Origin of the sequence: Xanthomonas campestris pv. campestris str. ATCC 33913 (genome assembly GCF_000007145.1) — a bacterium.
GTDB classification, from domain to species: Bacteria; Pseudomonadota; Gammaproteobacteria; order Xanthomonadales; family Xanthomonadaceae; genus Xanthomonas; species Xanthomonas campestris.
The window spans coordinates 845,996-869,449 of record NC_003902.1 but is presented as its reverse complement, the minus strand read 5'-3'; the positions used below and the strand labels follow the sequence as shown (position 1 = coordinate 869,449).

21 protein-coding genes and 1 other RNA gene are annotated in these 23,454 nt (G+C 67.4%); 8 read left to right on the top strand and 14 right to left on the bottom strand.

Annotated elements, in window-relative coordinates; translation table 11 throughout:
• Positions 1–46: 46 nt before the first annotated feature.
• Genes ftsW through mraZ form a run of 8 tightly spaced genes read right to left on the bottom strand, consistent with a single transcriptional unit; the run spans position 47 to position 9,157 of the window.
• A complete protein-coding gene (gene ftsW / locus XCC_RS03735) occupies positions 47–1,411 on the bottom strand; it encodes a putative lipid II flippase FtsW (RefSeq protein ID WP_011035961.1) in 1,365 nt (454 codons plus the stop codon).
• The gene (mraY, locus tag XCC_RS03730) at positions 1,411–2,496 is read right to left on the bottom strand and encodes a phospho-N-acetylmuramoyl-pentapeptide-transferase (protein WP_011035960.1); all 1,086 of its coding nucleotides are present in this window, start codon (positions 2,494–2,496) and stop codon (positions 1,411–1,413) included. Before mraY ends, ftsW begins: the two co-directional genes overlap by 1 nt.
• Positions 2,486–3,970, bottom strand: a complete 1,485-nt coding sequence (locus XCC_RS03725) for a UDP-N-acetylmuramoyl-tripeptide--D-alanyl-D-alanine ligase (RefSeq protein ID WP_011035959.1) — start codon at positions 3,968–3,970, stop codon at positions 2,486–2,488. Before XCC_RS03725 ends, mraY begins: the two co-directional genes overlap by 11 nt.
• Positions 3,967–5,442: a UDP-N-acetylmuramoyl-L-alanyl-D-glutamate--2,6-diaminopimelate ligase gene (locus tag XCC_RS03720; protein ID WP_029217147.1), complete on the bottom strand. Its 1,476-nt coding sequence runs from the start codon at positions 5,440–5,442 to the stop codon at positions 3,967–3,969. The genes XCC_RS03725 and XCC_RS03720 overlap by 4 nt, the downstream gene beginning before the upstream one ends.
• An 8-nt stretch (positions 5,443–5,450) precedes the next feature.
• Positions 5,451–7,313, bottom strand: a complete 1,863-nt coding sequence (locus XCC_RS03715; RefSeq protein WP_016945098.1) for a peptidoglycan D,D-transpeptidase FtsI family protein — start codon at positions 7,311–7,313, stop codon at positions 5,451–5,453.
• 55 nt (positions 7,314–7,368) lie between these two features.
• Positions 7,369–7,632, bottom strand: coding sequence for a cell division protein FtsL (gene ftsL, locus XCC_RS03710; protein WP_011035956.1), 264 nt, complete (start codon positions 7,630–7,632; stop codon positions 7,369–7,371).
• On the bottom strand, positions 7,629–8,687 hold the full coding sequence (gene rsmH / locus XCC_RS03705; protein ID WP_016945099.1) for a 16S rRNA (cytosine(1402)-N(4))-methyltransferase RsmH: 1,059 nt from the start codon (positions 8,685–8,687) through the stop codon (positions 7,629–7,631). The genes ftsL and rsmH overlap by 4 nt, the downstream gene beginning before the upstream one ends.
• A gap of 14 nt (positions 8,688–8,701) precedes the next feature.
• Positions 8,702–9,157, bottom strand: coding sequence for a division/cell wall cluster transcriptional repressor MraZ (gene mraZ / locus XCC_RS03700; protein WP_005910933.1), 456 nt, complete (start codon positions 9,155–9,157; stop codon positions 8,702–8,704).
• Between the two features lie 315 nt (positions 9,158–9,472).
• Here mraZ and XCC_RS03695 point away from each other — a divergent pair, with 315 nt between their 5' ends.
• Genes XCC_RS03695 through XCC_RS03685 form a run of 3 tightly spaced genes read left to right on the top strand, consistent with a single transcriptional unit; the run spans position 9,473 to position 10,856 of the window.
• Positions 9,473–10,240 (top strand): NRDE family protein, encoded by a 768-nt coding sequence (locus XCC_RS03695; protein ID WP_011035954.1) that lies wholly within the window; start codon positions 9,473–9,475, stop codon positions 10,238–10,240.
• 50 nt (positions 10,241–10,290) lie between these two features.
• Positions 10,291–10,542, top strand: a complete 252-nt coding sequence (locus XCC_RS03690) for a type II toxin-antitoxin system CcdA family antitoxin (RefSeq protein ID WP_029217148.1) — start codon at positions 10,291–10,293, stop codon at positions 10,540–10,542.
• Positions 10,539–10,856: a CcdB family protein gene (locus XCC_RS03685; RefSeq protein ID WP_011035952.1), complete on the top strand. Its 318-nt coding sequence runs from the start codon at positions 10,539–10,541 to the stop codon at positions 10,854–10,856. The genes XCC_RS03690 and XCC_RS03685 overlap by 4 nt, the downstream gene beginning before the upstream one ends.
• A gap of 314 nt (positions 10,857–11,170) precedes the next feature.
• On the opposite strand, the gene rnpB is transcribed toward XCC_RS03685, so the two are convergent.
• Both rnpB and rsmI read right to left on the bottom strand, forming a co-directional pair.
• Positions 11,171–11,520, bottom strand: an RNA gene (rnpB, locus tag XCC_RS03680) — RNase P RNA component class A.
• 142 nt (positions 11,521–11,662) lie between these two features.
• The gene (gene rsmI / locus XCC_RS03675) at positions 11,663–12,484 is read right to left on the bottom strand and encodes a 16S rRNA (cytidine(1402)-2'-O)-methyltransferase (protein WP_011035951.1); all 822 of its coding nucleotides are present in this window, start codon (positions 12,482–12,484) and stop codon (positions 11,663–11,665) included.
• An 82-nt stretch (positions 12,485–12,566) separates the two neighbouring features.
• Between rsmI and XCC_RS03670 the strand changes: the two genes are divergently transcribed.
• The 5 genes from XCC_RS03670 to XCC_RS03650 all read left to right on the top strand — a co-directional run bounded on the left by XCC_RS03670 (position 12,567) and on the right by XCC_RS03650 (position 17,239).
• Positions 12,567–14,297: a penicillin-binding protein activator gene (locus tag XCC_RS03670; protein WP_011035950.1), complete on the top strand. Its 1,731-nt coding sequence runs from the start codon at positions 12,567–12,569 to the stop codon at positions 14,295–14,297.
• Positions 14,298–14,301: 4 nt separating this feature from the next.
• Complete coding sequence (locus tag XCC_RS03665) at positions 14,302–14,670, top strand: YraN family protein (RefSeq protein WP_011035949.1); 369 nt, start codon at positions 14,302–14,304, stop codon at positions 14,668–14,670.
• A 16-nt stretch (positions 14,671–14,686) separates the two neighbouring features.
• Entirely contained in the window at positions 14,687–15,226 is a 540-nt protein-coding gene (locus XCC_RS03660; protein WP_011035948.1) for a metal-dependent hydrolase, read from the top strand.
• Positions 15,223–16,617: an FAD-binding oxidoreductase gene (locus tag XCC_RS03655; RefSeq protein ID WP_011035947.1), complete on the top strand. Its 1,395-nt coding sequence runs from the start codon at positions 15,223–15,225 to the stop codon at positions 16,615–16,617. The genes XCC_RS03660 and XCC_RS03655 overlap by 4 nt, the downstream gene beginning before the upstream one ends.
• A 70-nt stretch (positions 16,618–16,687) precedes the next feature.
• Complete coding sequence (locus tag XCC_RS03650; RefSeq protein ID WP_011035946.1) at positions 16,688–17,239, top strand: hypothetical protein; 552 nt, start codon at positions 16,688–16,690, stop codon at positions 17,237–17,239.
• A 37-nt stretch (positions 17,240–17,276) separates the two neighbouring features.
• Here XCC_RS03650 and XCC_RS03645 read toward each other — a convergent pair whose 3' ends face one another.
• From XCC_RS03645 to kdpB, 4 genes are all read right to left on the bottom strand, one after another.
• Positions 17,277–17,993 (bottom strand): response regulator, encoded by a 717-nt coding sequence (locus XCC_RS03645; RefSeq protein WP_011035945.1) that lies wholly within the window; start codon positions 17,991–17,993, stop codon positions 17,277–17,279.
• Positions 17,983–20,643 carry a sensor histidine kinase gene (locus XCC_RS03640; protein ID WP_011035944.1) on the bottom strand — a complete coding sequence of 887 codons (2,661 nt, stop codon included), beginning with the start codon at positions 20,641–20,643 and terminating at the stop codon, positions 17,983–17,985. The genes XCC_RS03645 and XCC_RS03640 overlap by 11 nt, the downstream gene beginning before the upstream one ends.
• A 97-nt stretch (positions 20,644–20,740) precedes the next feature.
• A complete protein-coding gene (kdpC, locus tag XCC_RS03635; protein ID WP_011035943.1) occupies positions 20,741–21,370 on the bottom strand; it encodes a potassium-transporting ATPase subunit KdpC in 630 nt (209 codons plus the stop codon).
• A 30-nt stretch (positions 21,371–21,400) separates the two neighbouring features.
• Entirely contained in the window at positions 21,401–23,449 is a 2,049-nt protein-coding gene (kdpB, locus tag XCC_RS03630; RefSeq protein WP_011035942.1) for a potassium-transporting ATPase subunit KdpB, read from the bottom strand.
• Positions 23,450–23,454 lie beyond the last annotated feature (5 nt).

The window sequence follows — 23,454 nt, the reverse complement described above, 5'->3', positions numbered from 1 at the left end:
GCCGCGGCATGTGCAGGCTGCTGCACCGGAGTCGCATGCTCAACGCTCACGCGATCCTCCCGAACGTGGGTTCGACGCGTGGCTGCATGCGGCTGGTCCCGCGCAGCACGGCAGATGCCGGCGCGACGGAGGCCGGCATGACCGGTGCAGGTGCGGCAGCCGCGGTTTCGCGCTGCGGCTTGCGCACCGGTGCAGGCGCCGGCGCTGGCTCGGCAGACGGCTCGACCGGTGCCATCGGAGCAGGCGCGGCACCGTGCGGCGACAACTTGCTGCGCAGGCGCTCGGCACGGTCCATTTCATAGGACACGCGCAGCAGCAGGCCCATCGCCACGCAGGTCATCAGCACCGACGAACCGCCCGAGGAGATCAGCGGCAAGGTCAGGCCCTTGGTCGGCAGGATGCCCAGGTTCACGCCCACCGAGACGAAGCTCTGCAGGCTGATCCACAAACCGATACCGAAGGCGATGTAGCCGGAGAAATGACGCTTCATTTCCACACAGCGCATGCCCAGCCAGAACGCGCGGCCGACCAGCAGCGCGTACAACGCCACCACGCTGCACACGCCGACAAAGCCGAGTTCCTCGGCGATCACCGAAAAGATGAAGTCGGTATGCGCTTCGGGCAGGTAGTTGAGCTTCTGTACCGAAGCGCCCAGGCCCACACCGGTCCACTGCCCGCGGCCCACCGCCATCAAGGCATTGGACAACTGGTAGCCGGAGCCAAGCTGGTCGGCCCACGGATCCAGGAACGAGGTGATGCGGCGCAAGCGGTACGGTTCCAGGATCGCGATGAACGCAAACACCGGCAGGCCGAACACGATCGGCATCGACATCCGCGGCAGGTTCACTCCGCCCAGCACCAGCATGCCGGCGGTGATCGCCAGCAGCAGCGTGGACGAGCCGAAGTCCGGCTGCATCAGCAACAGGCCAACCAATGCGATCGCCACGCCCAGCGGCTTGAGCATCGCCGGCCAGGTCGCGTTGACCTCGTCGCGGAAACGCACCAGGTAGCTGGACAGCCACACGATGTAGAGCACCTTGACCGCTTCGACGGTCTGGAATTTCGACACGCCCAGGTTGATCCAGCGCTTGGCGCCGTTGACGCTGCTGCCCAGCCCCGGCACGAACACCACCATCAGCAGGCCGAAGCACGCCAGCAGCAACACCTGGTTGTACTGCTCGATGGTCTTGAGCTCGGTGCGCATCGCCCAGAACGCCAGGCCCACGCCGATGCCCAGGAACAGCAGATGGCGGGTCAGGTAATAGAACGGGTTCTCCGACAACTCGATCGAGCTGGAGGCCACCATCACCACGCCCAGCGATGCCAGCGTGGCAGCCGCGCCGAGCAGCCACGGGTCATAGCGGCCGCCGATGGCGTCCAGTCGCGTGGCCTGGCGGGACATGTCGTTCATCAGCGCACCTTCAACGTGGCAAGGCCGATCAGCACCAGCACCACCGAGATGATCCAGAAGCGCACGATCACGCGCGGCTCCGGCCAGCCCTTGAGCTCGAAGTGGTGATGGATGGGCGCCATGCGGAACACGCGCTTGCCGGTCAGCTTGAAGCTGGCGACCTGGATCATCACCGACAGCGTTTCGATGACGAACACGCCGCCCATGATCACCAGCACCAGTTCCTGACGCACGATCACCGCCACGGTGCCGAGCACCGCGCCCAACGACAGCGCGCCGATGTCGCCCATGAACACCATCGCCGGGTAGGTGTTGAACCACAGAAAGCCCAAGCCTGCCCCGGCAATCGCCGAGCAGATGATGATCAGCTCACCGGCGCCGGGAATCAGCGGGATCTTGAGGTATTCGGCGAATACCACGTTGCCCGAGGCATAGGCGAAGACGCCCAGCGCGCAGGCGACCAGCACGGTCGGCATGATCGCCAGGCCGTCCAGGCCGTCGGTCAGGTTGACCGCGTTGGAGAAGCCGACGATCCAGAAATAGGCGATCACCACGAAGCTCACGCCGGCCAGCGGCAAGGCGATGGCCTTGAACATCGGGATGTAGAAGGTGATCGCGGCCGGCACGTCGGCCGTGTAGTACAGGAACAGGCCCGCGGCCAGGCCGAAGATCGACTGCAGCAGATATTTCCAGCGCGACTTCAAGCCGTTCGGGTCGCGCCGCACGATCTTGATCCAGTCGTCGTACCAGCCGATCGCACCGAAGCAGATCATCACCGCCAGCACCAGCCACACATAGCGGTTGCGCAGATCGCCCCACAGCAACACCGACAAGGTGACCGTGAGCAGGATCAGCGAGCCACCCATGGTCGGCGTGCCGGCCTTGGAAAAATGCGTCTGCGGGCCGTCCTGGCGAATCGGCTGGCCGCCCTTGAACTGCGCCAGCTTGCGAATCACCGCCGGGCCCATCCACAACGACAGGAACAGCGCGGTCAGCGCTGCCAGGATGCCGCGGAAGGTCAGATAGTTGAACAGCCCGAACAGGCTCTCCAGTTGCTGTAGCCAACGGGCCAGCTCAAGCAGCATGGGAGGCATCCTCCGACGGTGCGAGCAACGCGGCGACGATGCGGTCCATGGCGCTGCCACGCGAGCCCTTCACCAGCAGCGTGGGCGGCGCGACGGAGGCAGCGGCCCGCGCCACTGCACCGGTGTGTTCGTGCATCAAAGAAGAGTCCTGCGTTTGAGTCTGCGAAGCAGCGGCTGCCAGGTCCGCCTGCAAGGCCGCGGCCAGCGCGGCATGGGTGGCGAACACACGGCCGCCGTCGCCGAACGCCTGTGCGGCGGCGGCGCTGAGCGCGCCCAGTGCATACAGGCGCGCGAGCTTGGCGTTGCGCGCGCGGCGGCCGGCCGCAGCGTGCAATGCCGGCGCTTCGGGGCCGAGTTCGCGCATGTCACCCAGCACCAGCCAGCCCTCGCCCGGTGCGGCGGCCAGTGCATCGATGGCCGCGTCCAGCGAACCGGGATTGGCGTTGTAGCTGTCGTCGATCAGCACCGCGCCGGTCGCCAACGTGTGTGCAATCTGGCGCCCGGCCACCTGCGTGGCCTGGGCCAGACCGGCCGCAATGATCGGCAGCGCAATGCCGGCGCCCAGCGCCAGGCCGGTGGCAGCCAGCGCATTGAGCACGTTGTGGCGGCCCGGCAGCGGTAGCACCACCGGCGCTTCGCCCTGCGGGGTCGCCAGCACGAACTGCGCGCCGGCGGCATGCAGGCGCAGCTGACGCGCGGTGATTTCAGCGCTTGCGTGCAGGCCGTAGCGCAGCACGCGGCGGCCCTGCAGCGGCTGCGCCAGCAGCTGTTGTTCGAACCAGGCACCGAAGGCGTCGTCGGCATTGATCACGGCCACGCCATCGGCCGGCAGCGCGGTGTAGATGGCGCCCTTGGTCTGCGCCACCCCGAGCAGGCTGCCCATGCGCTCCAGATGTGCCGGCGCGATGTTGTTGACCAGGGCCACGTCAGGGCGCGCGATGTCGGTGAGATAGGCGATGTCGCCGGGCTTGCCTGCACCCATTTCGTAGACCGCCAGATCGGCATCGTCCGGCGCGGCGATCACCGCCAGCGGCAGGCCGATCTCGTTATTGCGATTACCCGGGTTGGCGTAGGCGGTGATGCCGTCGACGCGGCCGGCTTCGGCCAGAATCGCCAGCAGCAATGCCTTGACGCTGGTCTTGCCGTTGGAGCCAGTGAGCGCAATCACGCGCGTGGCGCGGTCGCGCTGCATGCCGGCGGCGATGCGCGCCAGGGCGAGTTCGGTATTGGCGACCACTACCTGCGGCACGTGCAGTGCCGGCAGTAGGCGGTCCACCAGCAGGCCGCTGGCGCCGCGCGCCACCGCATCGGCGGCAAAGTCGTGGCCGTCGAAACGCTCGCCGCGCAGCGCCACATACAGGCTGCCGCTGGCCAGCGCACGGGTGTCGTTGCCAACGGCGTCAATCATGGCGTCGTCGCCATGCAATTCGCCGCCAGCAAAGTGGGCAATCAGCGACAGCGGTGTGAGTTTCATACCCGCACCCCCAGCCCGGTGCGCGGCAGCAACGCCTGCGCAGCCACCGCTGCATCGTCGAAGGCATGCCGCACGCCGGCCACTTCCTGATACGGCTCATGGCCCTTGCCGGCGATCAGCACGATGTCGTCCGCGCCGGCCATGCTGATGGCCTGGTGGATGGCGGCAGCACGGTCGCGCTGCACGATCGCCGCATCCGGACGCGCAAACCCGCGCAGGATGTCGGCAACGATCACATCGCCATCTTCGCCGCGCGGATTATCGTCGGTGACGATCGCCACATCGGCGGTGACCTCGGCAATGGCAGCCATCTGTGGGCGCTTGCCGGTGTCGCGTTCGCCGCCGCAGCCGAACACGCAGATCAACCGATCCTGCGCATGCGAACGCAGGCTGGTGAGCGCCTGTTCCAGTGCGTCAGGCGTGTGTGCGTAGTCCACCACCACCAGCGGCGCGCCATGCGCACCACCCAGGCGATTCATGCGGCCGTGGATCGGCTGCAAGCGGCCCAGCACTTCGGCGATCTGCGCCGGTGCGATGTCGAGCGCGTGCAGCGCGCCGGCCACGGCCAGCAGGTTATCCACGTTGAAACGGCCCAGCAGCGGCGAGCGCACCGGGTGCGCCGCTTCGCCGATGTGCAACGTAAACTGGATGCCGTGGTGATCGAGCTGCAAATCCTGCGCCTGCACCGTGGCACCGGCCTGCGCACGCGAGCTCACGCCGATGGCGTGCAGTGCCGGATCCAGCGCCGCAAACAACGTGCGGCCGAAGGCGTCGTCCAGGTTCACGACCGCTGCGCGCAACCCGGCGCGTGCGAACAGCTTGGCCTTGGCCGCACCGTACTGCGCCATGTCGCCGTGATAATCGAGATGGTCGCGAGTGAGATTGGTGAACACCGCCACGTCGAACTGCACCGCATCCACGCGGCCCTGATCGAGTGCATGCGAACTGACTTCCATCGCCACCGCCTGCGCGCCGGCATCGCGCAGTTGCGCGAGCTCGGCGTGGGTCTGCAACACCAGCGGCGTGGTGAACCCGGTCGGCACCGCAGCGCCGTACAGGCCCACGCCCAGCGTGCCAATGGTGCCGGTGGGGGTGCCGAGCAGCGTCAGCGCCTGCGCCAGCAGCTGCACCGTGGAGGTTTTGCCGTTGGTGCCGGTGACACCAATCATGCGCATCGCCTGCGACGGCGCACCGTGGAAGTGGTCGGCCAGCACGCCCAGGCGCGCGCGCAACCCCGGCACGGCGATCGCGTCGGCCGGCACTGGCAGGTCGGCCGGCGCCGGCGGTTCGAACAGGATGGCGGATGCACCGCTGGCCAGCGCCTGTGCGGCAAATCCCAGCCCATGCGCACCGAAGCCGGCGATGGCCACGAAGGCATCGCCCGGGCGCACGGCACGGCTGTCCATCACCAGGCCGGACACCTGCACATCGCGTGCAAGCGCCACGTCCGGGAGCAGCTGCGACAGTGCCATGGCGCGGCTCACTGGCGGCTCTCCTGCAACGGCGCCGGCTGCGCGGGCGTGGCGCCCGATGCCAGTGCGGTCGGGATGCCGGCGGACACTTCGTCCACCGGGTCCGGCACCAACGCCGGGTCGAGATCGGCCGGCTGCGGCTTGACCACCGGCTGGCCGGTCTTGCCGGCCGCCTGCGCGGCCAGCCACGACTGGATGTCGTCCGGCGGCACGTCCATCAGCCGCAGCGCGCCTTCCATCACCCGGTGGAACACCGGCGCAGACACCAGGCCGCCGTAATACACCTTGCCCTGCGGATCGTTGATCACGATGACCGTGGCAAAGCGCGGCCGGGTGGCCGGCACCAGGCCGGCGAACAGCGCGTTGTAGTGCCCGCGCTCGTAGCCGCCAGCGCCGTTCTTGCGCGCGGTACCGGTCTTGCCGGCCACGTGATACCCCAGGATCGCCGCACCCTTCGCGCCGCCCTGGGTGACCACGGTTTCCATCATGTCGATGACCTGGCGCGCCACTTCCGGCGTCACCACCTGGCGTGTTTCGTTGTGCTGGCCGCGCACGAAGGTGGGCGGGGTCAGCTTGCCGCCATTGCCCAACGTCGCGTACGCCTGCGCAATCTGCAGCGGCGTCACCGACAGGCCGTAACCGTAGGACATGGTGGTCTTGGACGGGCCACTCCACTTCTGCGGCTGCAGCACCATGCCGGACGATTCGCCCGGAAATCCGCTCTGCGGCGCGCTGCCGTAACCGAAGTTGCGGATCGACTGGTAGAACGTCTGGTCCGGCACCTTGGCCGCGATCTTCGCCGCGCCGATGTTGGAACTGCGGGTGATCACGCCGGTGACGTTGAGCACGCCGTTGTTGCGCGGCACGTCGCGGATGGTGAAGCGCCCCACGGCCATGTAGCCGGGGTTGGTATCGATGATGGTGTCCTTGGTCACCACGCCGGCAGTCAGCGCGGTGGCCACGGTCAGCGGCTTCATCGTCGAGCCCGGCTCCACCAGGTCGGTGACCGCGCGGTTGCGGCGCGCCGACGGGTTGATGCCGGTGACCGAATTCGGGTTGTAGGTGGGCAGGTTGACCATGGCCAGCACTTCGCCGGTGGCCACGTCCATCACCACCATCGAGCCGCCAGCGGCCTTGTTTTCGACCAGCGCGTTGCGCAGCTCCTTGTAGGCCAGGAACTGGATGCGGCGGTCGATGCTCAGCGTCAGGTCTTTGCCCGGCTGCGCCGGACGCACCAGGTCCACGCTCTCGACAATGGCGCCGCGGGCATCGCGCACCACCTTCTTGGAGCCCGGCTTGCCGCGCAGCCATTCGTCGAAGGCCAGCTCCAGGCCTTCCTGGCCGCGGTCGTCGATATTGGTGAAGCCCAGCACGTGGGCCATCGCTTCGCCTTGCGGATAGAAGCGGCGGAACTCGCGCTGCGAAAACACGCCCGGGATCTTCAGATCCACGATCGCATGCGCCTTGTCCGGGTTGATCCGGCGCTTGAGGTACATGAATTCCTTGCCGGCCTTCTGCGCCAGCTTGGCGTTCAACTCGTCCAGCGGCTGCCCGAGCGCGGTGGCCAGCTCCGGGATGCGGTCCGGGTTACGCAGCAATTCCTGCGGATTGACCCAGATCGATTCCACCGGCGTGGACACCGCCAGCGGCTCGCCGTTGCGGTCGGTGATCATGCCGCGCGAGGTGGCGATCGGCAGCTCGCGCAGATAGCGGGCCTCGCCCTGGCGCTGGTAGAAATCGCGATTGACCAGCTGCACGTAGGCCGCGCGGCCGATCAGCGTCACCGAGCACAGACCCAGCGCCACGCCGACCAGGGTCAGGCGGCCGCGCAGGTTGAAGTTGCTACGGGGGCGGTTGCGGCCGGCTTTCATGGCGCACATCCCTGTGCGCGGCTTGCCAGTGCGAAACGGCTGTCGTGCCAGCTTGTCATGGGCGGATCACCACGATGTCGCTGGTCTCCGGGAACTTCATCCCGATGCGCTCACGCGAGACCTGATCCACGCGATTGCTTTCCGCCCACGTGGCCTGCTCCAGCTGCAGCCGGCCGAATTCGATATTCAATTCATCGCGGCTGTGTTCGAGCTTGGACAACTGCACGAACAACTTGCGATGCATGTGGCGCATGTACACCACACCGATCGCCGAGGCGATGCTGCAGGCGAGCAGCACGATGAGCAGCAGGCGGCTCATGGGGCGTCTCCGTTGGGAGACGTCGGGAATCGGGAATCGGGAGTGGGGAATCGAGAAGCAGCGGCGCCGTGGCCTTTGCCCATTCCCGATTCCCGATTCTCCATTCCCAGCTTTTCAGCCACCCGCAGCACCGCACTGCGGGCGCGCGGGTTGACGGCCAGCTCGCTGTCGTCGGCCTTGATCGCGCCGCTGACCAGTTGCAGGGTCGGCACGAACGGCTGCGCTTCGGGCAGACGGCGGTTGCTTGGCGGGGCCTTGGCGTAGCGGGCCATGAACTGCTTGACGATGCGGTCTTCCAGCGAATGGAAGCTGATCACCGCCAGGCGGCCACCCGGCTTGAGCGCGCCCAGGGCAGCGTCCAGCCCGGCTTCCAGGTCGGCCAGCTCGCGGTTGATATGGATGCGGATCGCCTGAAAGCTGCGCGTGGCCGGATGAGTCTTGCTGTCGCCGCGCGGCATCACCGAGGCAATCAGGTCGGCCAGTTGCGCGGTGCGCAGCAACGGCTGTTCGCCACGGCGCGCCACGATCGCCCGCGCGATGCGCCGGCTCTGGCGTTCTTCGCCGTAGGTCCACAACACATCGGCAATCTCGCGGTCGGTTGCCTGCGCCAGCCAGCCGGCGGCGCTCTGCCCGCTATCGGGGTCCATACGCATGTCCAGCGGGCCGTCCTTGCCGAAACTGAAACCGCGCCCGGCCACGTCCAGTTGCGGCGAAGACACGCCCAGGTCCAGCAGGATGCCGTCGACGGTTGCCGCGGCGACCACCTGGCCGAGCCCGGCGAAACTGCCGCGATGGATGGACACGCGCGCATCGCCACCGAACGTGTGTTCGGCCACGGCAATCGCTTCGGGGTCCTTGTCCATCACCAGCAGTCGACCTCCCGGGCCAAGGTGTTCCAGCACGCCGCGTGCGTGTCCGCCACGCCCGAACGTGCCATCGAGATAGGTTCCGTTTTCGGTCACCTGCAGGCCTTCGAGAACCTGGGTGTACAGCACCGGCACGTGGGCCGCCGGCGGCTGCGACACCGGGTGACCGGGCTGCGCTTCACCGCGCATCCGGGCACCCCGGCTCACAACCTGAGATCGAGCAATTCATCGCCCAGATCCCCGTCAGACAATGTCTGCTGGATCAGTGCGCGATGTGCCTGCTCGCTCCAGAGTTCGAACTTGTCGCCCATGCCCAACAGCACGGCCTTCTTTTCAATGCCGACCGCATTGCGGTGGCTGGCGGGGATGCTCAAACGGCCATTGGCGTCGAGCTCCAGCACCGCCGAAGAACCCACCAGCTTCTGCTGCAGCGTGCGCACCACCCGCTGGGTATTGGGCTTGGACATCACATCGTCACGCACCCGCTCCCACTCCTTTTCTGCATACAGCCACAGGCATCCGGCTTCGAACGGGTTGTAGGTGAGCACCAGGCGATTGCCGCTCACGCGCGCAACCAGGTCGCGATATGCGGTTGGCACCGCCATACGCCCCTTGTCGTCCACCGTGATGGCCGTCTCGCCCTGAAACACCGAATGCAACCTCGAAAATCCGCCTGGGGGATCATTGAACCACGAAAAACCACAAAAAGCCTGGTTTTCCCTCCGTTGCCCACCTTAGCAGTGCGTCAAAGGTTGTCAACAGTTTTCAAAGGCGCAAATCGCTAGTCACATCAATGAGTTGCAGCACTCTTTAGAGACTTGTTCAAAGCTTATCCACAAGTTGCTGTTTCGTCTCAGATTTTGAGATTGAACAAAAATTCAGGGGCGTGAAGGCCATGTAAACCCGACCACTGTCTCACTTCACGCTGCGCCAGCTGCAGACCTCAACTGCGCAAACGGGCGACAATAGAAGGCATGTGCCTGGTCGCTCTTGCCTGGAAAACCCACCCGCGCTGGCGCCTGCTGCTGGCCGGCAACCGCGATGAGTTCCACGAGCGCCCCACCGCGCCACTGGCGCAATGGGCGGCGCCGGCCGAGCGCGTACTGGCCGGCCGCGACCTGCGCTCCGGCGGCAGCTGGGTGGGCCTGGGGCTGGACGGCCGCGCCGCCGTCGTGACCAACGTGCGCGACCCGCTGGCCACTGCCTCCGGCCGTTCGCGTGGCCACCTGATTGCCGATTACCTCTCCGGCAGCGCGGACGCGGCCACCTACGCGCGCGAACTGGCGGCTGCCGGGCAGGAGTTCCCGCCCTTCAATCTGCTGCTGTGCGACGCCGAGCGCTGCGAGCACCTCAGCAACCATCCAGCGCTGGCACGCGCCCTCGCCCCGGGAATCCACGGCATGTCCAACGGCCCGCTGGATGCGCACTGGCCCAAGACCACCGCGCTGACGCACGCACTGGCCGCCTGGTGCGACAGCGGCAGCGACGACCTGCAGCCGTTGTGGACGGCCTTGGCCAACCCCGCTACTGCCGCAGATGCTGACCTCCCGCACACCGGCGTGGACCGCGCCACCGAACGCCTGCTCTCGGCGGCCTTCATCCGCGGCGCCAGCTATGGCACCCGCGCCAGCACCATCGTGGCGGTGGACCACCACGGCCACGGCTTCATCCACGAACGCCGCTTCGGCCCGGATGGTGTCTTTCAGGGCGAGACACGACTGGACGTCGCCGGCATGCATTGACAATGCGCATTCATGCGCATAGCGTGCGCATGAATGACGGGATGCCAATCATGAGCCGTTACTACGACACTTCCGCGCAAAAAAAGCCGCTGAACCTGACCATCAACTCGGACTTGGCCGCGCAGGCACGGGCGATGACCGGCAACCTGTCGGCAAAGGTCGAAGAACTGCTGGCCGACTACGTGACAAAAGAGCGCGACAGCCACAGCGCCAGAGCGATGGAGCTGCAACGCGCCGCAAGCGAATGGAAGACCTTCACCGACGCGCACGGCTCCTTCGCCGACGAGTTCTCCACGCTATGACCGACCAGTTCGATGTCTACGCGAACGTCGGCCAGAACAAGAACATCCCGTACGTGGTGGTCGTCCAGTCAAAGATCTTCGACGCCTCACCTCGCCGCGTCGTCGTGCCCCTGGTCCGAAAGTCCACCCACTCCCCGACCCCATCCCGCTTCACCCCGGAACTCACGGTGTCCGGCCACAGCGTCATCCTGCAGCCCCTGGAAATGACCTCGGTGCCGCTGGCGGCGCTCAGCAAACCTGCCGGCTCCCTGAAAGACCAAGGCCAAACCATCATCGACGCCCTGGACGAACTGTTCACCCGCTCATTCGGCTAAGCGCCAAACACGGCCGCAGGGGAAACACCAACGCGTCGTCGGCCACGAGGGCGAAGCCCAAGCCCCAAAAACGATCAAATAGACCGCGAAGGCGAAGCCCAAGCCACGTAACGATGACCGCAGCAACCAGATCGCATTGATCGCAGCCAAGGCAAAGCGCCCAGCAGTGCACCCAAGTGCAAGCCCCCTTGAGTCAAGGGGGCGCGGCGACAGCCGCGGGGATTTGGCATGCCCGGAGCGGGACCCGCGTTTTGTACTGCCGCAGGCGGTACGAAGCGTGGGCGCCTTAGCTTTGGGCGATGCCCAAAGCAAGGCGGCGGAGCCGGCCGATAAGCCGGGTTCTGTCGTGGACAGTCATTCGTCTAGGCGCTACGTCACCGCAGCGCTCAAGCAACCTACCCGGATCCAGCGCGGGCCACGCCAATGGATCCCTATTTGGTCTTGCTCCAGGTGGGGTTTGCCGTGCCGGTCCGTTACCGGACTCGCGGTGCGCTCTTACCGCACCATTTCACCCTTACCGGCTCCCCGAAGGGAACGTAGGCGGTATCTTTCTGTTGCACTTTCCGTCGGCTTGCGCCGCCCAGGCGTTACCTGGCACCTTGCCCTATGGAGCCCGGACTTTCCTCGGCACTCTTGCGAGTGACGCGACTGTCTGGCCGACTCCGCCGGGGCGCATTCTACGCTATCGCTGCCGTGCAGAACGGCGCGGCAAGTTGGCTGGCCGATGCAGGGAGCGCGACTGCGCGCAATCAGGGCTTGACCGAGAACGCTCCATCGCGCGCAAGCGCGCTCCTGGGACAACGACATCAGCCACCGTATAACGCCTTACGCGGCGCACCAGTCAGCTCAGCGGCCAGCTTGGCGGCGGTGGATGGTGGCAGGTGTTCGGCAAGCTTGGCGTAGACGCGGCGGCCTTCGGCAAGTTGGCCGTCGGCGGCATCGGCGGCGCCCTGCACCATCACCACGAACTCGCCCTTGCGCTGGTTGTCGTCGGCTTCGACCTGGGCCTGCAGGTCGGCCAGGCTGCCATCGAGCACGGTTTCGAACAGCTTGGTCAGCTCGCGGGCGATCACCGCGGGGCGGTCGTCGCCGAAGGCACTGCGCAGGTCGGCCAGCGATTCGACGATGCGGTGCGAGGATTCGTAGAACACCAGCGTGCGCGTCTCGCCGGCCAGGCGTGACAGCCGCTCGCGGCGCGCAGCGGATTTGGCCGGCAGGAAGCCTTCAAAGCCGAACCGGTCGCTCGGCAAGCCGGCAACGCTGAGCGCGGCGATGGCGGCGCAGGCGCCCGGTACCGGGCTGACCCGGATGCCGGCCTCACGGGCGGCACGCACCAGCTTGAAGCCAGGGTCGCTGACCAGCGGGGTGCCGGCGTCGCTGACGATGGCCAGCGATTCGCCCTCGCGCAGGCGGGTCACGATGCGCTCGGACATGGCTTCTTCGTTGTGGTCGTGCAGGGCCAACAGCGGGCGGTCGATGCCGAAATGGCTCAACAACTGGCGGGTATGGCGGGTGTCTTCGGCACAGATGGCGGCCACACCGCGCAGCGTCTCCTGGGCGCGCGGCGACAGGTCGGCCAGGTTGCCGATCGGCGTGGCGACCACGTGCAGGGTTCCGGGGGACGTCATCAGCGGCATTCTCAAGGGCAAAGCGTAGAATCGTAGCGTTTTTAACGGTCCGCCCTGGCGGCCCCTGTCCAATGGATCTGAAATGAACAAGCGTGTTGCAAGGATCTCCGCCCTCTCGCTGATGGTCATGCTGGCCGCCGGTTGCGCGACCAGCAGCGTCACCCAGACCGCTTCGCCGACACAGAGCGCGGCGCTGGCGCTGTTGGACCAGGGCAAGCCGCGCGAGGCCGCGCAGCAACTGGAAGCCGAGGCAGCCAGCGCCAGCGGTGCGCAGCGCAGCCGCCTGCTGGCTGCGGCGGCGTTCGGTTGGCACGATGCCGGCGACGACGCACGCGCCCGTACCTTGCTGGGCCAGGTCACCGCGCGCCACCTCACCGGCGAGGACCGCGCGCGTTTTGACCTGCTCACCGGCGAGCTGGCGGTGATCGACAAGCAGGCCGCGCAGGCACTGCAGGCCTTGGGCGACAGCCCGCAGGGGCTGACCCAGCCGCTGCAGACGCGCTGGCTGGTGGCACGCGCCGCCGCGCTGGAAGCCACCGGCGACCTGTTCGGTGCCGCGGCCGACCGCGCCCGCGCCGACGCCAGCCTGACCGGCACACCGCGTAGCGAGAACCAGCGCGCCATCGTGCGCCTGCTTGCCGCGCTCGACGACGCCACGCTCAAGGGCCGCACCGCCGCGCTGCCGGCCGGCGACCCGCTGTACAACTTCGCCGGCCGCGCGCTGATCAGCCGTGGCCTGCCGCTGCCGCGCGCCTTCGAACGTGACGCGCAGTGGGGCTTCGACACCAGCAAGCGCCCGCCGGCCGAACGCGACGGCTACCGCCCGCCGGTGAAGCTGGGCGTGCTGCTGCCGCTCAGCGGCAACCTGGCCACCGCCTCGGCGCCGGTACGCGACGGCCTGCTGGCCGGCTATTACGCCGAGACCCGCCGCCGCCCGGAACTGCGCTTCTTCGACACCGCCGGCACCGCCGCCGGCGCCAATGCCGCCTACGACAAGGCCGTGGGTGCGGGCGTGGATTACGTGGTCGGCCCGCTGGGCCGCGACGAGGTCAGCGCGCTGTTTGCGCGCGGCCAGCTCGCGGTGCCGGTGCTGGCGCTCAACCGCCCCACCGACAACAAGGCCCCGCCCAGCGGCAGCGCCGGGTTCTCGCTGGCGCCAGAAGACGACGGCATCATGGCTGCCGAATACCTGCTCTCGCGCGAACGCCGCAATGTGCTGATCGTCGGCACCAGCGACGACAACGGCAAGCGCACCATCAAGGCCTTCCGCGACCGTTTCAGCGAACGCGGCGGCACCATCGCCGGCAGCATCAGCGTGGCCGATGTGCCAGGCGACATCGGCGCGCAGTTGCGCAATTACGGCACCGCCGATGCGGTGTTCCTGGCGGTGCGCGGCAACACCGCGCGCGCGTTGGCGCCGCAGTTGGCATTGAGCGGGTTCGCCGGCAAGTCGCGCGTTGGCACCTCGCAGCTGGTGGCCGGCACCGGCAAGGTGGAAGACGACCTGGCGCTGGACGGCATCGTCTACCCCAGCGAGACCTGGACCGCCCTGGGCGTGTCCGGCCTGCCGGCAGCCAGCCAGGTCGCCAGCACCCTGCCCAGCGCACGCGGCCCGGCGGCACGCCTGTTCGCGTTCGGCTACGACGCCTGGAAGATCAGCGCGTACCTGGAAAAGCTCGCCACCGGCAGCGACGGCGGCCTGCGCGGCGCAACCGGCACCCTGCATCTGGATGGGTTCGGCAATGTGCTGCGCACGCCGGCGTGGTCCACCTTCAACGGTGGCCGGCCGGTCCCGATCGCCGACGGCCGCTAAGCCCATGCCGGCGGCCCGCCAGCAGCGTGGTGCAGCGGTGGAAGCCGCCGCACGCGCGCAGCTGGAACAGGCCGGGCTGCGGCTGGTGGCGGGCAACGCCAATTACCGCGGCGGTGAACTCGATCTGGTGATGCGCGACGGCCCGATGCTGGTGTTTGTGGAAGTGCGCTACCGTCGCGACGCACGCTTCGGTGGCGGCGCGGCATCGGTGGATTTCCGTAAACGCCGCAAGCTGGTACTGGCCGCGCAACTGTTCCTTGCCGCCCACCCGGCGCTCGCGGCGCTGCCGTGCCGCTTCGATGTGGTCGAGGCCAGCGGCGAGCCGCCGCTGCTGCACTGGATCCGCGACGCATTCCGTCTCGACGACTGCTGAGCAACGAGCCCGTTCGATGCCAACCATCATGACCCACGCCGCGGTGCCGCTGGCGCTCTGGTGTGCCAGCGAGCGCGGACGCATCAGCCCGCGCCTGCTTGCCGCCGGCGTGGTGGCCGCAATGCTGCCCGATGCCGACGTGGCCGCTTTTGCGCTGCACATCCCGTATGCCGATGCGTTCGGCCACCGCGGCGCCAGTCACTCGCTGCTGTTTGCCATGTTGACGGCCGCGCTGGGTGCCGGCGCGCATCGCCTGCTGCGCGCCGATGCACTGCAGGCCGCAGTATTTCTGTTGATCTGCACCGCTTCGCATCCGCTGCTGGATGCAATGACCTCCGGCGGCCTGGGCGTGGCCCTGGCCTGGCCGTGGAGCGATGCGCGCTGGTTTGCGCCGTGGCGGCCGATTCGGGTCTCCCCGTTTGCCGGCAATTTCTTCAATACGCGTGGCCTCACCGTGCTGCTCTCCGAGCTGCGCTGGGTGTGGTTGCCGCTCACCGTCGCGGCGCTTGGGTGGCGATGCCTCCAACGCGCGACACCACAGGATCACGCGTCATGACTGATGGACTTCCCACCGCGCTGGCCGACCTGCTGGCCGCACGGCTTGGACCGGAAGGCTGGCTGACCGGCGCAGACGCGCGGCGCCGCTATGGCGAGGACGATTCGCGGCGCTGGGCATTGCCGGGTGCGGTGGCGCTGCCGCGCGATACCGATGACGTGGTGGCGATCGTGCAGGCGTGCCGCGCGCATGGCGTGCCGATCGTGGCGCGCGGCGCGGGCACCGGCACCACTGGCGCGGCAGTGCCGTTTTCCGGCGGCGTGGTGGTATCGATGGCGCGCATGAACCGCATCCTGGCGTTGCGCCCGGCCGACCGCTGTGCGGTGGTGCAACCGGGTGTGCTCAATGGCGATTTGCAGCAGGCCTTGCAGCCGCACGGCCTGTTCTGGCCGCCGGATCCATCGAGCGCGGAGATCTGCAGCGTGGGCGGCAACCTGTCGACCAATGCCGGCGGCCCGCGTGCGGTGAAATACGGCGCCACCCGCGACAACGTGCTCGGCTTGGTCGCGGTGACCGGCACCGGCGATGTCATTCACTGCGGTGGCGCGTACACCAAAAATTCCACTGGCTACGACCTCACGCATTTGCTGGTCGGCAGCGAAGGCACGCTGGCGATCATCGTCGAAGCGACGCTGAAGCTGACCCCGCGCGCAGTCGCGCAAGCCGGCGTGCGTGCGCTGTACCGCGATGCCGCCAGCGCGGCGGCGGCGGTGTCGCGCATCATGGCGCAACCCACCACGCCGACGATGCTGGAATTCATGGATGCCAGCGCGATTGCGCTACTGCGCCGCAATGGCAGCGACGTGCCCGATGCCGGCGCGATGCTGTTGATCGAAGCCGATGGCGATCACGACACCCTGCCCTACGCATTGCAGGCCCTGCATGACGCGGCCGATGGCGATGGCGTCCTCAGCCTGGACATCGCCGCCGATGGCAGCGCGCGCGACAAACTATGGGCGGCACGCCGTGCGTTGTCGCCGGCATTGCGCACCATCAAGCCGGGCAAGATCAACGAGGACGTGGTGGTACCGGTCTCGCGCATTCCTGAGCTTGTCGCTGGTGTGGAAGCACTGGCGGTGGAATTCGCGGTGCCAATCGTTGCCTTCGGTCATGCCGGCAATGGCAACCTGCACGTCAACATCATGTATGACCCGGACGACGCCGATGAAACGGCGCGCGCGCAGGCGGCACTGCCGCGCGTGTTTGCGCTGGTACTGGCGCTGGAAGGCACGCTCTCCGGCGAACACGGCATCGGCGTGGCCAAGCGCGATTTCATGACCCAGGCCTTCAGCGCACCCACACTGGCGGCCATGCGCGCGATCAAGGCCGCGCTGGATCCGGATGGCATTTTGAATCCGGGCAAGGTGCTGCCCACATCGCCCGCAGAGTGAAAGTCCGATAGATACTCATTCCATGAACCAATTTCTTCGGAAAGCGCTCGATCCGCACCGCAACCAGGCAATGGAACGGCTGCTCATCGCACGCGATGCGTTTCACTACAGCGCCGCCGGCTATGCGCTGCTGACCTCGCCGGAAACCGGCCCGGAAATAGCGCGGCATTGCATCCATATCACCGAATCGGGCTTCACCATTACCCAAGGCGACACTTCTCCAGAGCCGGAAGGCAACGGTTACCGCGTCACCTTCAACGCCGCCGTACACGCTGGCCTGGCGCGTTCGACGATGGACGCGGCCTATGCGCGCATGCTCTCGGAGAGCGTGGCCGCTACTGGGGGTTACGCTACGGCAAAGCAAGAGTTCAAGAAGTTGCGTGACCAGGACTGGTTCGCCTTCGCGATGCACCTGCGCAACGCCTTCAGCCACAACAATGCATGGAACTTCGGCAACAAAAGCAAGCTTCCTGTCCAATGGCGCAGCTTTACCATCGACGCTGCAATGGCTGGACTTCCACTCAACGATTTCCTTCCCTGGTACCACGGGTTGCAGCTGTGCGCGCAGATGATCCTGTACGTCGAAGGCATCGTCGATTACCGGCAGCAAAGCGTCCCCTGATACAAGCGGTCATCCACATCTGGCGCACCAGACACGCTCAGCGTGTGACCCCAATAAACCGCAGCCCCACACCCGGCTCGGTCACGATGTAATGCGGCGCCGCCGCATCATCGTGCAGCTTCTGGCGCAGCTTGCCGACCAGGATGCGCAGGTAATGCGTGTCTTCTTCATGGGTCGGGCCCCACACCTCGCGCAGCAACTGCGGCTGCGTCACCACGCGGCCTGCGTGCTTGAACAGCAGCGCGAGCAGTGCGTATTCCTTGCGGCTGAGCGGCACTGCTTCGCCATCGAGCGTGACTTCGCGCAGGCCAAGGTGGATATGCAGGCGGCCATCGTCGAACACGCTTTCCTCCACCGTGTTGCCGGCGCCGGCCTGGCGCAGCAGCGCGCGGATGCGGGCCATCAGCTCCTGCACGCCGAAGGGCTTGGTGACGTAGTCATTGGCGCCGGCGTCGAGTGCGGCGACCTTCTCGGTTTCGCCGGCGCGCACGGTGAGCATGATCACCGGCACGCTGGACCACTGGCGAATCTCGCGCAGCACCTCGTGGCCGTCGCGATCAGGCAGGCCGATGTCCAGCACCACCAGCTCGGCGCCCTGCCCGGCCAGCGTGGCCAGGCCTTCTTCGGCGGTGCCGGCCTGCAGCACGCGGTACCCCTGCGCACGCAGGCTGATGTCGAGAAACCGGCGGATCTGCGGCTCGTCGTCGATGATGAGCACGCGCGCGGGGGGAATGGCAGTCGGGTCAGTCGGCATCGGGGCGAGGTGACGCGGCAGGAACGAGCAGCGGCAGCGTAATGCGGATCGTGGTGCCGTGACCATGCGGGCCGGCCAAGGCCTCCACGCTGCCGCCATGCGCACCGATCATGCCCTGGCAGATGGTCAGACCCAGGCCGGTGCCGTGGCGGCCGCGATCGCCGCGCTCCACGCTGTAGAACATGTCGAAGATACGCGCGCGCTCGTCTTCGGGAATGCCCGGGCCCTGGTCGCCGATCTCGATCTGCAAGGCGCCGCTCTGCAGCCGGGCCTGCACCGTCACCGCCACGCCCGGCGGCGAGAATTTCGCTGCGTTTTCCAGCACGTTGAAAATGGCCTGCTCCACCAGCGCCGGATGCACCCAGATCGCCGGCAGCTCCGGCGCCAGGTCCAGCTGCAGGCGCACCTGCGGCTGGTAGCGCTGCAGCCGCCGCGTGGCCGAGCCGATCAACTCGTCCACGCCGATCCAGTCGCGCTTCAAGGTCAGCCCGGTATGGCCGAGCCGGGTCATGTCGAGCAGGTTCTGGATATAGCGGTCCAGCCGCTCGCCTTCGAGCTGGATGGTCTCCAGCAGGCTGCGGCGGTCGGTGGCGTCCATCGCCTCGCCATATTCGGCCAGGCTGCTGGCCGAGCCGATCATCGAGGCCAACGGCGAGCGCAAATCGTGCGAGACCGATGACAACAACGCCGAGCGCAGCCGTTCGGTTTCGCCGCTGACGCGGGCGCCTTCCAGATCGGCAACCAAACGCGTGCGCAGTGCGGCCTGGCCAATGTCTTCCACCATCGCCTCGGCCAGGCGGCGCTGCTCCAGGCCCGGCCGTTGCAGCTGCTGGCGGAAGCGCAACGCCGCCACGCCCAGCGTGCCGCGCTCATGCCGCACCGGCAGGCACCACCACTGCGCGCCGGCCAGGGTGTCGGTGAAGCGGCCGGCCGGCTGGCCGTGGCGCTGGGTCCAGTCGGCGGCGTTGCGGTCCAGTGCACTGAAACTGGTGGGCGCCTCGCTCTCGCACTGTTCCAGCCGCAGCCAGACCTCTGCATCGAGCGCACTGGCCAGCGCACGCCGGCCGGCCTCCAGCACCTGACCCAGATCGGCCGCGGTGCTGAGCTGGCGGGCCAGCGCCTGCAGCGCGTTGGCGTGCGCATTGGCCGCGCGCAGGGCGAGCACCTGGCTGCGCAGGCGCGAGGCCAGGCGCCCGGCCACCAGGGCGGCGATCAGGAACAGGCATACCGTCACCACGCCCTGGCGCGCACTGATGTGCAAGGTGAAACGCGGTTCGATGAAGAAGAAGTTGTAGGCGACAAAACTCAGCAGTGCGGCGATCACCGCCGCGGCCATGCGCGTGCGCGAGGCCACCAGCACCACCGCAACGATGAACACCATCGACAGGTCATCGATGTCGGTCCAGCGCTGGATCACCCAGGCAACCGCCACCGCGGCGGCGGCAGCGATGGCGGCATAGGCCAGGTCGTAACGCTGCAGCCACTGGCCTGGATTACGCCAGCGCTGGCGCGCGCGGGCGCGCGCATCGCCCGAGCTGACGATGACCAGTTCGTAATGTGCGCCGCGCTGTAGCAGTTGCTGGGTCAGCGTTCGGTTGAACATGCGTGCCAGCGGGCGCTCGCGAGTGCGGCCCAACACCAATGTGGAGACGCCGTTTTGCGAGGCGAAATCCAGCAAGGCATCGGCCACGTTGGCGCCATGCAGCAGCGCCGTGTCGCCGCCGAGCCGGCGCGTCAACGCGAACGCGCGGTCGATCTCCAGTTGCCAGGCGGCATCGGCCACGGTGCGTGTCTGCACCGTCACCACAGTCCATGGCGCGTCGCGGCGTTCCGACAGCCGCCGCGCCACCCGTACCAGATAATCCGAGCTGCCGCGCCCGTCGATTGCCACCACCACATGCCGCCGCAACGCCGCCGTGCCCGGCAGACCGCGCGCGGCCTGGGTGTCGCGCAGATCGCTGTCCACGCGGTCGGCGGCGGTCTGCATCGCCAGCTCGCGCAACGCGGTGAGGTTGGAGGGCGAGAAGAACGCCTGCAGCGCCTGGCTGGCCTGCTCGGGCAGATACACCTTCCCCTGCTGCAGCCGCTCGATCAGCTCACGCGGTGGCAGGTCGACCAGCACGATGTCGCGCAGGCGGTCGAACACCGCATCTGGCACGGTCTCGGACACGCGCACGCCGGTGATGCGCAGCACGATGTCGTTGAGGCTTTCCAGGTGCTGGATATTGACGGTGGTGTAGACGTCGATGCCGGCGTCCAGCAACTCCACGGTGTCCTGCCAGCGGCGCTCGTGGCGGCTGCCGGGCACGTTGCGATGTGCCAACTCGTCGATCAACGCCAGCTGCGGCTTGCGCGCCAGCAGCGCATCCAGCGCCAGTTCTTCCAGCGCATGCCCCTGGTAGCTCACCTGCACACGCGGCAGCAGCGGCACGCCATCGAGCAACGCGGCGGTCTCGCTGCGGCCGTGCGTTTCCACCACCCCGGCCACCACATCCACGCCCTGGCGCAGCCGCTCGCGCGCACGCGAGAGCATGGCGTAGGTCTTGCCCACGCCAGGCGCTGCGCCCAGGAACACGGTCAGCCGACCGCCGTGTTCGCGCTGCAGTTCGCCGATGAGGGCATCGGCTTGTTGGGTACGGGCGTCAGACATGCGGGAATCGGGAATCGGGAATCGGGAATCGGGAATCGGGAATCGGGAATCGGGAATCGGGAATCGGGAATCGAAGAGCCTACCCTGGCTTGGTGTACTAGCGCTGTTGCTCTACGCCATTCTCCGTTCCCGGCACTCCATCTCCGGCGCGATCAAGCGCCAGATTCAGCGCGAGCACATTGATTCGCGGCTGCCCAAGCAAGCCGAACTGCGGCTGCTCGGTGGCGGCCTGCAGCAGCGCGGCCACGCGTTGCTCCGGCCAGCCGCGGGCGGCGGCGACGCGGCGCAGTTGCACCTGCGCACCGGCCGGGCTCAGGTGTGGATCCAGGCCGCTGCCGGACTGGGTGAGCAGCTCGCCGGGAACTGCATCCGGCGCAATGCCATCGCGCTGTGCAATCTCCGCACGTGCGGTGGCGATCCGCGCCAGCAGCTCTGGATTGGAGCGCGCCTGGTTGCTGCCGGCCGCAGCGGTGGGGTCGTACTTGGCGGCGGATGGACGCGGCTGAAAGTAGCGCGCGTCGGCAAACGGCTGCGCCACCAGCGACGAGCCGATGACCCGGCCATCCGCCCGCAGCAGTGACCCATGCGCCTGATCCGGCATCAACGCGCTGGTGATGCCGGTGGCCACCAACGAATAGCCCAGGCCCAGCCCGAGCAGCACGAACAACGCGAGGGCGAAGGACGCGCGCACCGCGCCATCGTCGCGCAATGGCAGGGAGGTAGACATGGTCGTGCTCTTGGAAGAAGTGGTCATGACTCAGGCACCCAGGGTGGCGACCAGCGCCAGATCGATCAGTTTGATGGCGGCAAACGGCAGCAACACGCCGCCCAGGCCGTAGATCAGCATGTTCCGGCGCAATAACGCCGTGGCGCTGGAGGGACGGAACCGCACCCCGCGCAGTGCCAGCGGAATCAATGCAGGAATGATCAGCGCATTGAAGATCAGCGCCGCCAGCACCGCATGCCGCGGGCTGGACAGGTGCATCACGTTGAGCGCGGCCATCGAGGGAATGGCCGCAGCGAACAATGCGGGCAGGATCGCGAAATACTTCGACACGTCGTTTGCCAGCGAGAACGTAGTCAATGCGCCGCGGGTGATCAGCTGCTGCTTGCCCACTTCGACCACCGCCAGCAGCTTGGCCGGATCCGAATCCAGATCGACCATGTTGCCGGCTTCCTTGGCGGCCTGAGTGCCGGAGTTCATCGCCAGGCCCACGTCAGCCTGTGCGAGTGCCGGGGCGTCGTTGGTGCCGTCACCCACCATCGCCACCAGTCGCCCGCCGGCCTGCTCGGCGCGGATGCGCGCGAGTTTGTCTTCCGGGCGCGCCTGCGCGATGTAGTCGTCCACGCCGGCTTCGGCGGCAATCGCTGCGGCGGTGAGCGGGTTGTCGCCGGTGATCATCACCGTCTTGATGCCCATCGCACGCAATTGCGCGAACTTTTCCTTGATGCCCTGCTTGACCACGTCGCTGAGTTCAACCACGCCGAGCACGTGGCGGCCTTCCGCCACCACCAGCGGGGTGGCGCCGCCGCGTGCCACTTCTTCGATGCGCCCGTTCAACTCCGGCGACACTGTGGCGCCTTGCGCCTGCACATACGCCACGATCGCATCGCCCGCACCCTTGCGGATGTTGCGCCCGGCAAGGTCCACGCCAGACATGCGCGTTTGTGCGGTGAATGCAATGAAGTGCGCGTCTTCCGGCTCCACTGCCACTGCGCCTTGCTGACGCGCCAGCTTGACGATGGACTTGCCTTCCGGCGTCGGGTCGGCGAGCGAGGCCAGCATGGCGGCATCGCGCAGCTGTGCACGGTCGATACCGGCCAACGGATGAAACACGGTGGCCTGGCGATCGCCGTAGGTGATGGTGCCGGTCTTGTCGAGCAGCAGCACGTCCACGTCGCCGGCCACTTCCACCGCCTTGCCCGACTTGGCCAGCACATTGGCCGACATCGCGCGGTTCATGCCGGCAATGCCGATCGCCGGTAACAGCCCACCGATGGTGGTGGGAATCAGGCACACCAGCAACGCGATCAGCAGCAACGGATCCAGCGTGACGCCGACAAAGCCGGCAATCGCCGGCAGGGACGCCACCACGATCAGGAAGGTCAATGTCATCGCCGCCAGCAGCAGCGTCAGCGCAATTTCGTTCGGCGTCTTCTGCCGGTTGGCGCCTTCCACCAGCGCAATCATGCGATCGAGGAAACTCTGCCCCGGCTCGGCGGTGACCTTGAACACGATCTCGTCGGACAACACGCGCGTGCCGCCGATCACGCCGCTGCGGTCGGTCCCGGCCTCGCGCAGCACCGGCGCGGATTCGCCGGTGACCGCCGCTTCGTTGATGGTGGCCAGGCCACGCACGATCTCGCCGTCGGCAGGCACAAACTCGCCTTCGGACACCAGCACGAAATCGCCCGGGCGCAATTCGGCCGCCGGCACGCGGGTTTCGCGCCCGCCCAATGCGGTTTCCACGCGCCGCGCCACCAGGTCCTTGCGTGCGCGCCGCAGCGACGCGGCCTGGCCGCGACCGCGCGCCTCGGCGATGGCTTCGGCAAAATTGCCGAACAACACGGTGACGAACAGGATCGCCGTCACCGCCCAGCCGAAGCCGGCATTGCCATGCCCGCTGGCGGTGATCACCGCTGCCAGCAAGGTGCCGCCCATCACCACCGCCATCACCGGACTGCGCAGCAGATGCCGCGGCGTCAACTTCAAAAATGCCGCGCGCATCGCCGCCAGCAGCACCGCGCCATCGAACAACTTGGCGTCGGCGCGCTCACGCTTTTCAATCACAGGAATCGTAGACATTGCTC

Excerpts from the sequence above, each read along its gene's own strand:
- XCC_RS03640 (WP_011035944.1), bottom strand. The coding sequence starts at position 20,643 with ATGTCTGACGCCCGTACCCAACAAGCCGATGCCCTCATCGGCGAACTG.
- mraY (WP_011035960.1), bottom strand. The coding sequence starts at position 2,496 with ATGCTGCTTGAGCTGGCCCGTTGGCTACAGCAACTGGAGAGCCTGTTC.
- XCC_RS03690 (WP_029217148.1), top strand. The coding sequence starts at position 10,291 with ATGAGCCGTTACTACGACACTTCCGCGCAAAAAAAGCCGCTGAACCTG.
- XCC_RS03645 (WP_011035945.1), bottom strand. The coding sequence starts at position 17,993 with ATGCCGACTGACCCGACTGCCATTCCCCCCGCGCGCGTGCTCATCATC.
- XCC_RS03720 (WP_029217147.1), bottom strand. The coding sequence starts at position 5,442 with ATGGCACTGTCGCAGCTGCTCCCGGACGTGGCGCTTGCACGCGATGTG.
- XCC_RS03695 (WP_011035954.1), top strand. The coding sequence starts at position 9,473 with ATGTGCCTGGTCGCTCTTGCCTGGAAAACCCACCCGCGCTGGCGCCTG.
- XCC_RS03725 (WP_011035959.1), bottom strand. The coding sequence starts at position 3,970 with ATGAAACTCACACCGCTGTCGCTGATTGCCCACTTTGCTGGCGGCGAA.
- XCC_RS03655 (WP_011035947.1), top strand. The coding sequence starts at position 15,223 with ATGACTGATGGACTTCCCACCGCGCTGGCCGACCTGCTGGCCGCACGG.
- XCC_RS03685 (WP_011035952.1), top strand. The coding sequence starts at position 10,539 with ATGACCGACCAGTTCGATGTCTACGCGAACGTCGGCCAGAACAAGAAC.
- rsmI (WP_011035951.1), bottom strand. The coding sequence starts at position 12,484 with ATGACGTCCCCCGGAACCCTGCACGTGGTCGCCACGCCGATCGGCAAC.
- rsmH (WP_016945099.1), bottom strand. The coding sequence starts at position 8,687 with ATGCGCGGTGAAGCGCAGCCCGGTCACCCGGTGTCGCAGCCGCCGGCG.
- XCC_RS03660 (WP_011035948.1), top strand. The coding sequence starts at position 14,687 with ATGCCAACCATCATGACCCACGCCGCGGTGCCGCTGGCGCTCTGGTGT.
- kdpB (WP_011035942.1), bottom strand. The coding sequence starts at position 23,449 with ATGTCTACGATTCCTGTGATTGAAAAGCGTGAGCGCGCCGACGCCAAG.
- ftsW (WP_011035961.1), bottom strand. The coding sequence starts at position 1,411 with ATGAACGACATGTCCCGCCAGGCCACGCGACTGGACGCCATCGGCGGC.
- XCC_RS03715 (WP_016945098.1), bottom strand. The coding sequence starts at position 7,313 with ATGAAAGCCGGCCGCAACCGCCCCCGTAGCAACTTCAACCTGCGCGGC.
- XCC_RS03670 (WP_011035950.1), top strand. The coding sequence starts at position 12,567 with ATGAACAAGCGTGTTGCAAGGATCTCCGCCCTCTCGCTGATGGTCATG.
- ftsL (WP_011035956.1), bottom strand. The coding sequence starts at position 7,632 with ATGAGCCGCCTGCTGCTCATCGTGCTGCTCGCCTGCAGCATCGCCTCG.
- XCC_RS03665 (WP_011035949.1), top strand. The coding sequence starts at position 14,302 with ATGCCGGCGGCCCGCCAGCAGCGTGGTGCAGCGGTGGAAGCCGCCGCA.
- kdpC (WP_011035943.1), bottom strand. The coding sequence starts at position 21,370 with ATGTCTACCTCCCTGCCATTGCGCGACGATGGCGCGGTGCGCGCGTCC.
- XCC_RS03650 (WP_011035946.1), top strand. The coding sequence starts at position 16,688 with ATGGAACGGCTGCTCATCGCACGCGATGCGTTTCACTACAGCGCCGCC.